The sequence below is a fragment of the Tabrizicola sp. genome, assembly GCF_041919135.1.
GTDB lineage: Bacteria > Pseudomonadota > Alphaproteobacteria > Rhodobacterales > Rhodobacteraceae > Tabrizicola.
Map to the genome: position 1 here is coordinate 50,983 of NZ_JAYRUJ010000004.1, position 12,645 is coordinate 63,627.

Sequence of the window (12,645 nt, forward strand, 5' to 3'; positions counted from 1 at the left end):
GCATGGCAGGGATGCCATGACTATTCGTCCTCCAGCCGCACCCGCAGTTCGCGCAGGACCGAGACCAGCGCCCGCACCCGGTCATCCCCGATCGACTGCACCACCTCGGCGATCAGGGGCACCACCGCCGCCACGGCGGAATCCCGCGCCGCCCGGCCCGAGGGGCTGATCGCGACGAACTTCTGCCGCGCATCCTCCCAATCCGGGCGGATATGGACATGGCCGGCCCATTCCAGCCGCGACAGCGTGTTGGTCATCGCCCCCCGCGTGACGTGGAACGCCTTGGCCAGCTGCGCCGGCGTGCGCTCGTCATTGATCCGCGCCAGATGGTTCAGGACCGAAAAATGCGACAGTTGCATCCCCCGTGGCAGCACCTTGGAAATGCGGTTCCGCGCCAGCTGGTCGGCCATGAACAGCTCGCCGAACAGGGCGACGGCGATGTCCTCCGACTTCTCGGCGCTCATGGTCCGTCGAAGTCCCGGTCGTGCGAGAGCGAGGGCACGCGGTGCCGCGCCTCCTCGACCCGCGCCAGGTCGAGGTCGACGAAGGTCATGCCGGGGGCGGTCCCCGCATCGGCCAGCACCTCGCCCCAGGGCGCGATGGCCAGCGAATGGCCATGGGTGCGGCGGCCCTTGCCATTCGCCTCGGGGTGAAAGCCGGTCTGCGCCGGGGCCAGGACGAAACAGCCCGTTTCGATCGCCCTTGCGCGCAGCAGGGTTTCCCAATGCGCCGCGCCGGTGATGTGGTTGAAGGCCGCCGGAACCGTGATCACCTGCGCCCCGCCCTGCGCCAGCCGCCGATACAGCGCCGGGAAGCGGACATCATAGCAGACGCTCATCCCCAGCCGGGCAAAGGGCGTCTCGGCCACGACGGCGCGGGTGCCCGGCCGATAGCCCTCGCTCTCGCGATAGACCTCGGTTGCCGAGACATTGACGTCGAACATGTGGATCTTGTCGTAGCGCGCCGCGATCCCGCCATCCGGGCCGACCAGCAGGCTGCGGTTGGCAAAGCGGCCGTCCGCGTCATGGGTCAGCAGGCCCAGCGAGCCGATCAGCAGCCAGATCCCCGCCGCCTTCGCCTCGGCGCGCAGGGCGGCAAGGGTCGCGTCCTCCTCCTCGTGCCGGAAGACGCCGCGCTGGAAGGCGCGGCTGGAGGAGAGGCCGTTCGTCAGTTCCGGCGTCAGGACGAAGCCCGCGCCCCCGGCCACGGCCTGCCGCACAAGGTCCAGCGTCACCGGCAGGTTCGCCACCGGATCGTCGGACACGGTCAACTGGATCAGGGCGCTGCGCATCAGTCGGCCAGAAGCGCGTCAAGCTTGCCCGCATGCTCCAGCGCATGCAGGTCGTCCGAGCCACCGACATGCACCGGCCCGACGAAGATCTGCGGCACCGTCCGCCGCCCGTTGGCGCGCTGCACCATGGCCGCGCGCAAGCCGGGATCGGCGCTGACGTCGATCTCGCGGTAGCTCACGCCCTTGCGCTGCAACAGCCGCTTGGCCATGGCGCAATAGCTGCAGGTCGGGGTGGTATAGATTTCGACGGGACGCATGGGAAACCTCATTTGCGCGCCGACTATAGGCGATCATCCGTCTTTCGCAACGCGCGCCAGACACAAGACGTTGACCGAGCGGGCACCGGCCGAAACCAGCGCCTCGGTCGTCGCCGCGAAGGTCGCGCCCGAGGTCATCACATCATCCACCAGAAGGATGTCGCGGCCCTCGATCCTTGCCATGCGGCGGCGGGGGACCGCGAAGGCATCGGCCAGATTGGCAAAGCGGGCCTCGCGGGTCTTGCCGTCCTGATTGCCGGTGTTGCGCTGGCGGATCAGCGCATCCGGGCAATGGTCCAGCCCCGCCCCCCGCGCCAGCGCACGGGACAGGAGCGCCGCCTGGTTGAACCTGCGCCGGAACAGCCGAAGCCAGTGCAGCGGCACCGGCACCACCAGCATCCCCGGTCGCAGGATCGGCCGCGCCGCCTTCAGCATCCAGCCAGCGGCCGGTCGCGCCAGATCCATCCGGTCGCCATGTTTCAGCGCCAGAACCAGCCGCCGCCCGTTGTCGCGATACACCAGCGCCGCGCGGCCCCGGTCCCAGGGCCTCGCGATGGCGATGCAATCGTCGCATTGCGCGATCTCTCCGGCCTCGCCGCCCGGCAGGGGGATGCCGCACTGGTCGCAGGCCAGGCCCGCGATGAACGGCGTCTCGCGCCAGCAGTCGGCGCAAAGGCCAAAGTCGCTGGCGACCGGGGCAGCGCAGCTCAGGCATTGCGGCGGGTAGATCACCTGCAGCGCGGCTTGCAATCCCATCCACTCCTCCGCATCTTCGCGCACGATGACACAGCCGCCCACCCTGACCGACCGCCCCGCCCTTCTGCGCCAGCGCCAGCGCGCCCTGCGCCTGCCCGGCCATGCCGATTCGCTGTTCCTGCACCGGCTGGCGCTTGCCGACGTCCAGGAAAGACTCGCCGAGGTTAACAGGACGTTTACGGCGCCCGTGGTGATCAGCGGCCATCCCGAGATCTGGTCCGATTTCGCCCCGGTCGTGCCGGATGACGAGGTCCTGGCCCTGGCTCCCGGCGCGCATGACCTGGTGATTCACGCCATGGCGCTGCACTGGGCGAACGATCCGCTGGGCCAGCTGGTGCAAGGCCTGCGCGCGCTGCGGCCGGACGGGCTGTTCCTTGCGGTCTTGCCGGGGGGCCGGACGCTGCACGAGTTGCGCGCCAGCCTGGCCGAGGCCGAAGCCGAGGTCGCCGGCGGCCTTTCCCCCCGCGTCCTGCCGATGGGCGAGATCCGCGACCTGGGCGCGCTGATGCAGCGGGCCGGGTTCGCCCTGCCGGTGGCGGACAGCGTGACCCAGGTGGTCCATTACCGCGATTTCGGCCGCCTGCTGGGTGACCTGCGCGCGATGGGCGAGACCAGCGCATTGGCCGCGCGGCCGCGCCGCTTCACCCGCCGTTCGGTCATCGGCGCGGCGGCGGCGGTCTACCAGGGCCTCGCGACGCCAGAGGGCCATCTGCCCGCCACCTTCGAACTGGTGTTCCTTACCGGCTGGGCCCCGCATGAAAGCCAGCAGAAGCCGCTCCGCCCCGGCTCGGCCCGGACCCGGCTCTCCGACGCGCTGGGCGTGCCCGAGAAGCCGCTGGACGGTTGACCCCGCGCGGGAAGCCTATATCTCCGGCAGGGAACAAGCAGGATCCTTGCGATGCGTGACGCCAAATCCGACACCTCTCCCCTGCGCCCCGGCGAGGGCCGGCTGGCCCATGCCCCCGCCGACCACCCGCCCGTCCGCAAGGCCAGGATCGGCGTCCTGGTGGCGAACCTCGGGACGCCGGACAACCACGACTACTGGTCGATGCGCCGCTATCTGAGCGAGTTCCTCTCGGACAAGAGGGTGGTGGATTATCCCAGCTGGAAGTGGCAGCCGCTTCTCCAGCTGATCATCCTGTCCAGGCGGCCGTTCTCCTCGGGCGCGAACTACAGGCTGATCTGGAACCGGGAGCTGAACGAAAGCCCGCTGCTGACGATCACCAAGGCGCAGACTTCGGCGCTGGCCGAGGCGCTTGCGGCCCGGCACGGGGGCGAGGTGATGGTCGATTTCTGCATGCGCTACGGCAACCCCTCGACCGAGGCGAAGGTGCGGGCCATGGTCGAGGCGGGCTGCGAGAAGATCCTGTTCTTCCCCCTCTACCCCCATTACGCCGGCGCGACCTCGGCCACCGCGAACGACCAGTTCTTCCGCGCCCTGATGAAGGAGAAGCGGCAGCCGGCGGTGCGGACGGTGGCGGAGTATTTCGAGCATCCCCTGTATATCGAGGCCCTCGCCCGTTCGGTCGAGGCGGCCTATGCGAAGGTGGAAACCCGGCCGGACGTGCTGGTCGCCAGCTACCACGGCATGCCGCAACGGTATCTGCGGGAGGGCGATCCCTATCACTGCCAGTGCCAGAAAACCTCGCGTCTGCTGCGCGAGAGGCTGGGATGGGAGAAGGGGGCGATCGACACGACCTTCCAGTCGGTCTTCGGGCCCGAGGAATGGCTGCGGCCCTATACGGTCGAGCATGTGGCCGAGCTGGCGAAGGCGGGGAAGAAGCGGATCGCGGTGATCGCGCCGGCCTTCTCGGCCGACTGCATCGAGACGCTGGAGGAAATCAACGGCGAGATCCGGGAGGCCTTCCTGCATGCGGGGGGCGAGGAGTTCACCTATATCCCCTGCCTGAACGACGATCCCGCCCATATCGAGGCGCTGGTCGCGGTCATTGAGGAGAACCTGGGCGGCTGGCTGTCCTAAGTTGTCCACGGTGGACAGCGGAGCGCGATGCAACGATTTCAATGGGTTGCCGCGGCGCGTTAGGGTGGTGTTAATCGTCCTTCCGCAAGGGAAAGCAGCCTCCGGCCGGGTGCTTTGCCGCTTGCCGCGCCGCGCGGCAGGGACGATGCTTGGATCCGACGGAGGATCCCATGCGCCTGACGAACAGCGACATCGCCGAACTGACCGACTTCCGCCACCACCTGCATCGCCACCCGGAAGTGTCGGGACAGGAGGAATGGACCGCGGCCGAGGTCGTGGCTGCGCTGCGGGCGCTTGCCCCTGACCGCATCCTGACGGGCCTTGGCGGCCACGGCGTCGCGGCGGTCTGGCAGGCTGCCGAGCCGGGACCGACCGTGATGTTCCGGTCGGAACTGGATGCCCTGCCGATCGAGGAACTGTCAGAGGTCAGCCACCGCTCCACCATTCCAGGCAAGGGGCATCTCTGCGGACATGACGGCCATTCGACGATCCTTCTGGGGCTTGCGCGACTGCTTTCGCGCCAGGGGCCGAAGCGGGGGCGGGTGGTCCTGTTGTTCCAGCCGGCAGAGGAGGACGGTTCGGGCGCGGCGGCGGTGCTGGCCGATCCGCGCTTTGCCGCGATCCGACCGGACTGGGCCTTTGCATTGCACAACATGCCGGGTCATCCGCTGGGACAAGCGATCATCGCGCCGGGACCTGCGAACTGTGCCTCGGAAGGGTTGCGGGTGATCTTCCGCGGAAGGACGGCGCATGCCTCGCAGCCGGAGACGGGTGTTTCACCCGCGCTGGCGCTGGCCGCATTGATGCCCGCGGCGCTTGCCGCCGGTCCGGGCGGCAGGCTGGAACCCGGTTTCCGACTGGTCAGCATCTGCCATGCCCGGATGGGAGAGCCGGCTTTCGGCATCACTCCGGGCGAGGGCGAGTTGTGGCTGACCCTGCGCACCCTTGCGGATGCCGACATGGCGGCGTTGCGCGATGAGGTGACGGCCCTGGCGCGCGATCTGGCCAAGCGGCACGGGCTGGGGGTGGAGTTCAGCCACCACGACCGCTTTGCCGCCTGCGTGAACCATGCCGACAGCACCCGGGCGATCCTTGGCGCGCTGGAGGCCTTGGGAATGAAGCATTCTGAAACCGGCCTGCCGATGCGCGCATCCGAGGATTTCGGGCTGTTCGGCGGGCAGGCGAAGACGGCGATGTTCCTGCTGGGCTCGGGCGAGGCGTCGCCCGCGCTGCACAACCCGGATTTCGACTTTCCCGACAGCCTGATCCCGCAGGGCGTGGCGATCTTCGACCGCGTGATGCGCGACCTGCTGGGGTAAGCCCGGAAAAGCAAGGGACCGCGGGCGGGGTGCCTGCGGTCCCGTCAAGCCGAAGCCCGGCGCGGGTCAGATCAGCAGCACCTGCGTTCCGACATTGGCCATCGCGAACAGTTCCTCGATGTGTTCGTTGTACAGGCCGATGCAGCCGTTCGAGGATTTGCGGCCGATCTTGCGGGTGTCATGGGTGCCGTGGATCCGGTAGTAGGTCCAGGACAGGTAGAGCGCGCGGGTGCCCAGCGGGTTGTCCTTGGCGCCACCCTCGACCACGGTCGGCCAGTCGGGATTGCGTTCCAGCATCGACGGCGTGGGACGCCAGGTCGGGTTCATCACCTTCTGCACCACCTCGGTCCGGCCGCGGCGGGTCAGATCCTCGGACAGGGGGACGGAGGTCGGGTAGAGGCGATAGATCGACTGGTCATCCGACCAGTAGTGCAGCGCGCGCGAGGTGATGTCGACGAGGATCGCCCCGTTGCGCGTGTTGTCGAAATAGTCCTGCCACTGCAACATGCGGAAGCTGGAGACATTGTTGCGCACCGTGCTGGAGACGGGCGCGGTGAATTCGGTGGTGGCGTCCTGCGCCAGCGACGGGAGCGCGGCCAGCCCGGCCATGCCCGCAGCGCCGCCAAGCAGAGAACGACGGGTGATGATGCCCTTCGTCATTCTGGTGTCTCTCCTGCTTTCATAGGGTGTTTGCGCGTCCTATAAACGCTTTGTGACCGCCTCGCAATTCAAAGACCCGTCAGCTTTCGCCGATCGGCAGAAAGCCCGTTTGATCCTTGCACGGGCTTTCGCTAGAGAGGGGCGGAAGGCCGCCCCGGCGCGGCGAGATCTGGTGGATGCAATGGAAAGACGCATGTTTCTGCTGTCAGGCGCGGGCCTGGCGCTTGCTGCCTGCACTCCGGTGCGGGGGCCGACGCTGGGCGCGGACGGCAAGCCGCTGCCGCAGGTCTATCGGATCAAGCCCCAGGACGAGCAGCTGGTGTCCTTCCGCCTGCTGGATGCGGTGAACACGCTGCGCTCGGCCAAGTCGCTGCCGCCGCTGGCCTTCGATTCGCGGCTGAACGCCGCCGCCGCGACGCATTCGCGCGACATGTCGGTGCAGAACCGGCCCTGGCACTTCGGCTCGGACGGGTCGTCGCCGCTGGTCCGGGTGCAGCGCGCGGGCTATACCGGGCGGCTGGTGGGCGAGCTGATCTCGGAGACCTACGAGACCGAACTGGTCACGCTGTCCGCCTGGATGGCGCAGCCGGACACCCGTGCGGTGATCATGGACCCCTCGGCGCGGCAGATCGGCTTTGCCTGGTATCAGGAACAGGGCGGCAAGATCTGGTGGACGATGGTGACGGGCGCCTGAGGGCGCCCTTTTCCGGTCAGGGCAGGATGACGATCGGCGTGCCCGGCTTGACCATGGAATAGACGACTTCCACCTGCTTGTCGGTCAGCGCGACGCAGCCGAAGGTCCAGTCGCGCTGGCTGATCCGGCCGTTGGGCCCGCCATGGATGAAGATCTCTCCGCCCGGCGACTTGCCCTGCGATTCGGCGAAGGCGATGTCGTTCGGATTCGGGTAGGAGATGCCGAGCGACAGGTGGTAGTTCGAGTTCGGGTTCTTGTGGCTGATGTAATAGGTGCCCTCGGGCGTCTTGCCGTCGCCTTCGAACTGCTTGTGGCCCTGGGGGGCGAAGCCGAGCGCGATGTCGTAGGATTTCAGCACGCGGTCATGGTGGAAGAGATACATCTTCCGCTCGGTCTTGTGGACCTGGACCTGAGTGACCTCGGGCCCGTTGTAGCGGCGGAACTTGCTGTTGCCGCAACCGGCAAGACCCAGCATGACCACCAGGAGAACCAGAATACCGAAGCCGCGCATGCCTGTGACCGTCTGCCCCTTTTTTATCCCATGGATACAGGATTCTGGCCCGTCTGCAAAGCCGGTCAGGCTGTCGCAGGCTTCACGGAAACGTCAGCGTGACAGGCGGGCCACCAGTTCGACATGGGTGGACCAGCGGAACTGATCGACGACCTGCACCCAGTCCAGGCGGTAGCCGGCATCCGTCAGGCTGCGGGCGTCGCGGGCGAAGGTGACCGGGTTGCAGGAGACGGCGGCGATCACCGGGATGGCGCTGGCGGCAAGGCGGCCGGTCTGCGCCTCGGCCCCGGCGCGGGGCGGGTCGATGACGGCGCCGGAGAAGGGTTTCAGCTCGTCCGGCTCCAGCGGGCGGCGAAAGAGGTCGCGGGTTTCGGTCGTGACGCGGTGGAGGCCGGGGGTGTTGCGGGCGGCAAGGTCGAGGGCCTGCGTCATCCCGGCGTCGCCTTCGACGGCATGGACGTCCATCGCCTCGGCAAGGGGAAGGGCGAAGGTGCCGGTGCCGGAGAAGAGGTCGACCACGCGCTTCTGCGGGCCGAGGGCCTGGCGGACGGCGGCGAGGAGGGCCTGCTCGCCCTCGGCCGTGGCTTGCAGGAAGGCGCCGGCGGGGGGGATGACGGTGGCCTGGCCCATGGTCAGGGCGGGGCGGTCGCGCAGCGCCACGATCTCGCCATCCCAGGTCAGGCGGGAGAAGCCATGCGCCTCGACCAGGCGGGCGAGGTCGAGGCGGAGGGCGGAGTCGAGGGGCTTGCCGCCGGTGACGCTGACATCGGGTCCGCCGCGGGTGAGGGTGACTTGCAGCGAAAGCTCGGTCGTGCGCGAGCCTCCGGCCTGGACCAGCGCCTGCAGGCCGGGGAAGGCGGCGAGGATGCCGGGATGGAGGAGCCGGCAATCGGGGATCTCGGCCAGGGTGTCCGAGGCGCGGGCGTGGAAGCCGATCAGCACGCCGGACCTGGTGCGGCGGGCGGAGAGGGTGGCGCGGCGGCGGGATCCGGGCGGCGAGGTGACGAGGGGCTGGAAGGGCGCGGTCAGGCCCTGGCCGGCAAGCGCATTGGCCACGACCTCCTGCTTCCAGGCGGCCACGAAGGCATCGGAGGCATGCTGCAGCTGGCAGCCGCCGCAGGCGCGGGCGTGGCGGCAGGGCGGTTTCACCCGGTCGGGCGAGGGGGTGATGATCTTGGGATGCAGCAGATGGTCGCCGTCGGGCGTGCCCTCCACCACCTCACCCGGCAGGACGCCGGAGACAAAGATCGGGCCGGGGGCGATCCCGTCGCCCAGATGGCCCAGCCGGTCGATGGTGACGATCACTCTGCCGCTTCCGCTTCGTCTTCGGTTCCGATGAAGCCGCCAGATTGCCGGTTCCAGTAGCGGGCGTAAAGGCCGCCGCGCTCCAGCAGTTCGGCATGGCTGCCCTGTTCGACGATCCGGCCCCGATCCATCACGATGATCCGGTCCATTGCGGCGATGGTCGAGAGGCGGTGCGCGATCGCAAGCACGGTCTTGCCCTGCATCACCCGGCCCAGCGCGGCCTGGATGCTTGCCTCCACCTCGGAGTCGAGCGCCGAGGTCGCCTCGTCCAGCACCAGGATCGGCGCGTCCTTCAGGAAGGCGCGGGCGAGCGCGATGCGCTGGCGCTGGCCGCCGGAAAGCTTGACCCCCCGTTCGCCGAGGAAGGCGTCGTAGCCCTTGCGGTTCTGGTGATCGAGCATGTTCAGGATGAACTCATCCGCCTCGGCGGCCTTGGCGGCGGCGATGATCTCGGCCTCCGACGCCTCGGGTCGGCCGTAGGCGATATTGTCGCGCGCGCTGCGATTGAACATCGCGGTTTCCTGCGTGACCATGCCGATCTGGCGGCGGAGCGATTCCTGCGTCACGGCCCGCAGGTCATGGCCGTCCAGCGTGATGCGGCCCTGTTCCGGGTCGTAAAGCCGCAAAAGCAGCGAGACGAGCGAGGATTTGCCAGCGCCGGAGGCGCCGACGATCCCCAGCTTTTCCCCGGCGCGGATGGTCAGGTCGATATCCTGCACCCCGCCGCGCTGGCGGCCATAGGCAAAGGTCACATGGTCAAAGCGGATCTCGCCCTTGATGCGCGGCAGGGTCGTGGCGTCAGGGGCATCGGCAAGGGTGTGGGGGACGGAGAGGGTGCGCATCCCGTCCTCGACCTCGCCCACCGAGGTATAGATCGACATCAGGGTAAAGCTGACCCAGCCCGACATCTGCGCGATCCGCAGCGCGATGGCCCCGGCGGCGGCAATGTCCCCGGCGGTGGCGCTGCCCTGTTGCCAGAGCATCACCGTGCCGCCGATCAGAAGGACCGGCAGGACGCCGGCCAGCAGCATCAGCGCGAAACGGAACCAGGTGGAGATGACGCCGAATTCAAGGGAGCGTTCGCGGAACACCTCCATCGCGTCGAGGGCGACACGATCCTCGAAGGCGGCATGGGCGAAAAGCTTGACGGTCTTGATGTTGGTGATCGTGTCCACGACCTGGCCCGAGACCATGGCGCGGGACGAGGCGCGGGCGGCGGAGTTCCTGCGGACCACCGGCAGGAAGAAGCGGATCAGGAACAGATAGGCGACGAGCCAGACCATCAGCGCCACGGCGACCCTTGCATCGACAGCGACAAGGAAGGCGACCGAGCCGATGACCGAGGCGAGCGCGAAGCAGACGGTGTTGATCACCTCGGTCGCGACATCGGTGACGGCGCGGGCGGCCTGCATCTGCTTTTGCGCGATGCGGCCGGCGAAGTCGTTGTCGAAGAAGGTGACGGCCTGGCCCAGGGTCCAGCGGTGCAGGCGCGACAGGACCAGCGGCAGGACGTTCGGCCCGATGATGATGCTGTTCGAGGCGGCAGAGACGGCAAAGGCCAGCGGGCGCAGGATCAGGTAGAAGACGAGGAACCAGAGGATCAGGCTGCCGTGCTGGCCGAAGAAATCGCCGGGACCGGAGGAGACGGCGGCGTCGATCACCCAGCCGAGGATCAGCGCCGAGACGACCTCGGTCACGCCCGCCAGCGAGGAGAGGAGGCCGGCCGCGACCAGCATCGGCCAGCTTCCGGCAAGCGCCCAGCGCATGAAGGCCCCCAGCCGCGTCGGCGGGGGCCCGTCGGCGGGACGGAAGGCGTCGATGAGGGAGCCGAGGCTTTGAAGCGCGCTCATGGGGGAGAGGTAGGCCGGGGGGCGCGGTGAAGCAAGGGCGAATGGACGTGACCCCCTCGTCGTTCGACTTCGTCTCCTCCTCGGGGGCCCGCGAGGAATGACGAAGTCGTCGACGAGCCGCGCTATTCCGCCGCGTCCTCCTCCAGCCCGATGAAGCCGCCGGATTGCCGGGCCCAGAAGCGGGCATAAAGGCCGCCTTGGCGCAGAAGCCCGGCATGGGTTCCGTCCTCGACCACCTGGCCGTCCTCCAGCACGACGATCCGGTCCATCGCGGCGATGGTCGAGAGGCGGTGGGCAATGGCGATCACCGTCTTGCCCTGCATCACGCCATAGAGCGCGCCCTGGATCGCGGCCTCGGCCTCGCTGTCCAATGCGGAGGTGGCTTCGTCCAGGATCAGGATCGGCGCGTCCTTCAGGATCACCCGGGCGATGGCGACGCGCTGGCGCTGGCCGCCGGAGAGCTTGACGCCGCGTTCCCCGACATGGGCGTCATAGCCGCGGCGGCCCTGCGGATCCTCGAGCGTGAGGATGAAGTCATGCGCCTCGGCCTTTTGCGCGGCGGCGATCATCTCGGCCTCGGTCGCGTCGGGGCGGCCATACAGGATGTTCTCGCGGACGGAACGGTGGAGGAGGGAGGAATCCTGCTGCACCACGCCGATGTTCCGGCGCAGGCTTTCCTGCGTCACCTCGGCGATGTTCTGGCCGTCGATCAGGATCGCGCCGGATTCGCTGTCGTAGAAGCGCAGCATCAGCTTGACCAGCGTGGATTTCCCCGCGCCGGAGCGGCCGACGACGCCGATCTTCTCGCCCGGCCGCAGGGTCAGGGTCACGTCGCGCAGGCCGCCGAAACCGCGGCCGTAGTGGTGCGAGACGCCCTGGATCTGGATCAGGCCGGCGCGGAACTCCAAGGGCTTTGCCTCGGGACGGTCGGTCAGGGTGATCGGCTGGGCGATGGTCTCCATCCCCTCGGCTAGCGTGCCGAGGTTCTGGACGAGGTTGGTCGAGGCCCACATGATCCAGTAGGTCATCGAGTTGATGCGCAGGACCAGCGCCAGCGCGGCGGCGACCACGCCGACGGAGGCCGTGCCCTGGACCCAGAACCACAGCGCCAGCCCGCCGACGCCGAGGATCATCAGCCCGTTGAGGAAGGTCAGCGCCACGTCCATCTTGGTGACGATGCGCATTTCGGTCTGGAAGGTCCTGCGCGAGGTCTCGATCGCCTCGCGGGCGTAGTCCAGTTCGGCGTCCTGGTGGGCGAAGAGCTTGACGGAATGGATGTTGGTGTAGCTGTCCACCACCCGCCCCGTCACCGCCGACCGCGCATCGCTGGAGGCTTTCGACGCCGGGCCGGCGCGGCGGATGGTCCAGCGCATCAGCCAGAGATAGCCGACCACCCAGGCGAGGAGCGGCAGCATCAGGCGGGGGTCGGCCTCGGCCAGCATCAAAAGCGCGCCGATGAAGGTGGCGGCGGCGAAGGCGGCCATGTCGAAGACCTGGAACACCGCCTCGCCCGCCGCCGGGGGGGCCTGCATGATCCGGTTGGCGATGCGGCCGGCGAAATCGCCCTCGAACCAGCCGACGGGCTGGCGCAGGACGTGCCGGTGCGCGCGCCAGCGCATCATCGTGCCGAAGTTGGTGAGGATCGTGTTGTGCAAAAGCCCGACCGAGCCGCCGGCGACCAGCGGCCGCAGGATCAGGATGACCAGGGCGGCGACCAGGATCTCGACCCCGTGGCTGGCCAGGAAGGCCTGCGGGCCTTGCCCGGACATCAGGTCGACGAGGCGGCCGAGATACCAGATCAGCCCGACGTCCAGCACGGCGTTGCCGACCGAGAACAGCGCGGTGACGGCAAAGACCTTGCGGAAGGGGCGGACATAGTCGCGCAGGAAGGGCCAGAGCCGGCGCGGGGGCGTATCGGTCTGGGCGTAGGACTGATAGGGATCGACGAGGTTTTCGAAGAAACGGAACATCTGGGAAGACCCGGGAAAGGTGGCAGCATCGGGGTGAAGCGGTGCCTGTCG

General features: G+C 68.4%; 13 protein-coding genes. 4 read left to right on the forward strand and 9 right to left on the reverse strand.

The genetic code is table 11. The features are described from left to right. Positions 1–20: 20 nt before the first annotated feature. The 4 genes from ACE3UA_RS04380 to ACE3UA_RS04395 are packed head-to-tail and all read right to left on the reverse strand — an operon-like array spanning position 21 to position 2,304. Positions 21–464, reverse strand: a complete 444-nt coding sequence (locus tag ACE3UA_RS04380) for a MarR family winged helix-turn-helix transcriptional regulator (protein WP_374642909.1) — start codon at positions 462–464, stop codon at positions 21–23. Further along, positions 461–1,291, reverse strand: a complete 831-nt coding sequence (locus ACE3UA_RS04385; RefSeq protein ID WP_374642911.1) for a carbon-nitrogen hydrolase family protein — start codon at positions 1,289–1,291, stop codon at positions 461–463. The genes ACE3UA_RS04380 and ACE3UA_RS04385 overlap by 4 nt, the downstream gene beginning before the upstream one ends. Then, positions 1,291–1,548 (reverse strand): glutaredoxin 3, encoded by a 258-nt coding sequence (gene grxC, locus ACE3UA_RS04390; RefSeq protein WP_374642913.1) that lies wholly within the window; start codon positions 1,546–1,548, stop codon positions 1,291–1,293. The genes ACE3UA_RS04385 and grxC overlap by 1 nt, the downstream gene beginning before the upstream one ends. Positions 1,549–1,581: 33 nt before the next feature. Further along, positions 1,582–2,304 carry a ComF family protein gene (locus tag ACE3UA_RS04395; RefSeq protein ID WP_374642915.1) on the reverse strand — a complete coding sequence of 241 codons (723 nt, stop codon included), beginning with the start codon at positions 2,302–2,304 and terminating at the stop codon, positions 1,582–1,584. Positions 2,305–2,329: 25 nt separating this feature from the next. On the opposite strand from ACE3UA_RS04395, the gene ACE3UA_RS04400 reads away from it, so the two are divergent. The 3 genes from ACE3UA_RS04400 (at position 2,330) to ACE3UA_RS04410 (ending at position 5,604) form a co-directional block, all read left to right on the forward strand. Further along, positions 2,330–3,151 carry an SAM-dependent methyltransferase gene (locus ACE3UA_RS04400; protein ID WP_374642917.1) on the forward strand — a complete coding sequence of 274 codons (822 nt, stop codon included), beginning with the start codon at positions 2,330–2,332 and terminating at the stop codon, positions 3,149–3,151. Positions 3,152–3,202: 51 nt separating this feature from the next. Next, on the forward strand, positions 3,203–4,285 hold the full coding sequence (gene hemH / locus ACE3UA_RS04405) for a ferrochelatase (protein ID WP_374642919.1): 1,083 nt from the start codon (positions 3,203–3,205) through the stop codon (positions 4,283–4,285). 170 nt (positions 4,286–4,455) lie between these two features. Then, the gene (locus tag ACE3UA_RS04410; protein WP_374642921.1) at positions 4,456–5,604 is read left to right on the forward strand and encodes an amidohydrolase; all 1,149 of its coding nucleotides are present in this window, start codon (positions 4,456–4,458) and stop codon (positions 5,602–5,604) included. A 66-nt stretch (positions 5,605–5,670) separates the two neighbouring features. Here the strand turns inward: ACE3UA_RS04410 and ACE3UA_RS04415 are convergent, their stop codons facing one another. Then, entirely contained in the window at positions 5,671–6,264 is a 594-nt protein-coding gene (locus ACE3UA_RS04415; RefSeq protein WP_374642923.1) for a L,D-transpeptidase, read from the reverse strand. 181 nt (positions 6,265–6,445) lie between these two features. Between ACE3UA_RS04415 and ACE3UA_RS04420 the strand changes: the two genes are divergently transcribed. After that, the gene (locus ACE3UA_RS04420) at positions 6,446–6,958 is read left to right on the forward strand and encodes a CAP domain-containing protein (protein ID WP_374642925.1); all 513 of its coding nucleotides are present in this window, start codon (positions 6,446–6,448) and stop codon (positions 6,956–6,958) included. 16 nt (positions 6,959–6,974) lie between these two features. On the opposite strand, the gene ACE3UA_RS04425 is transcribed toward ACE3UA_RS04420, so the two are convergent. The 4 genes from ACE3UA_RS04425 to ACE3UA_RS04440 all read right to left on the reverse strand — a co-directional run bounded on the left by ACE3UA_RS04425 (position 6,975) and on the right by ACE3UA_RS04440 (position 12,594). Next, the gene (locus tag ACE3UA_RS04425; RefSeq protein WP_374642927.1) at positions 6,975–7,469 is read right to left on the reverse strand and encodes a murein L,D-transpeptidase family protein; all 495 of its coding nucleotides are present in this window, start codon (positions 7,467–7,469) and stop codon (positions 6,975–6,977) included. A 93-nt stretch (positions 7,470–7,562) separates the two neighbouring features. Further along, positions 7,563–8,774 (reverse strand): class I SAM-dependent RNA methyltransferase, encoded by a 1,212-nt coding sequence (locus tag ACE3UA_RS04430; RefSeq protein ID WP_374642929.1) that lies wholly within the window; start codon positions 8,772–8,774, stop codon positions 7,563–7,565. Beyond that, the gene (locus ACE3UA_RS04435) at positions 8,771–10,624 is read right to left on the reverse strand and encodes an ABC transporter ATP-binding protein (protein WP_374642932.1); all 1,854 of its coding nucleotides are present in this window, start codon (positions 10,622–10,624) and stop codon (positions 8,771–8,773) included. The genes ACE3UA_RS04430 and ACE3UA_RS04435 overlap by 4 nt, the downstream gene beginning before the upstream one ends. A gap of 122 nt (positions 10,625–10,746) precedes the next feature. Next, complete coding sequence (locus ACE3UA_RS04440; protein ID WP_374642934.1) at positions 10,747–12,594, reverse strand: ABC transporter ATP-binding protein; 1,848 nt, start codon at positions 12,592–12,594, stop codon at positions 10,747–10,749. Between the last annotated feature and the right edge of the window lie 51 nt (positions 12,595–12,645).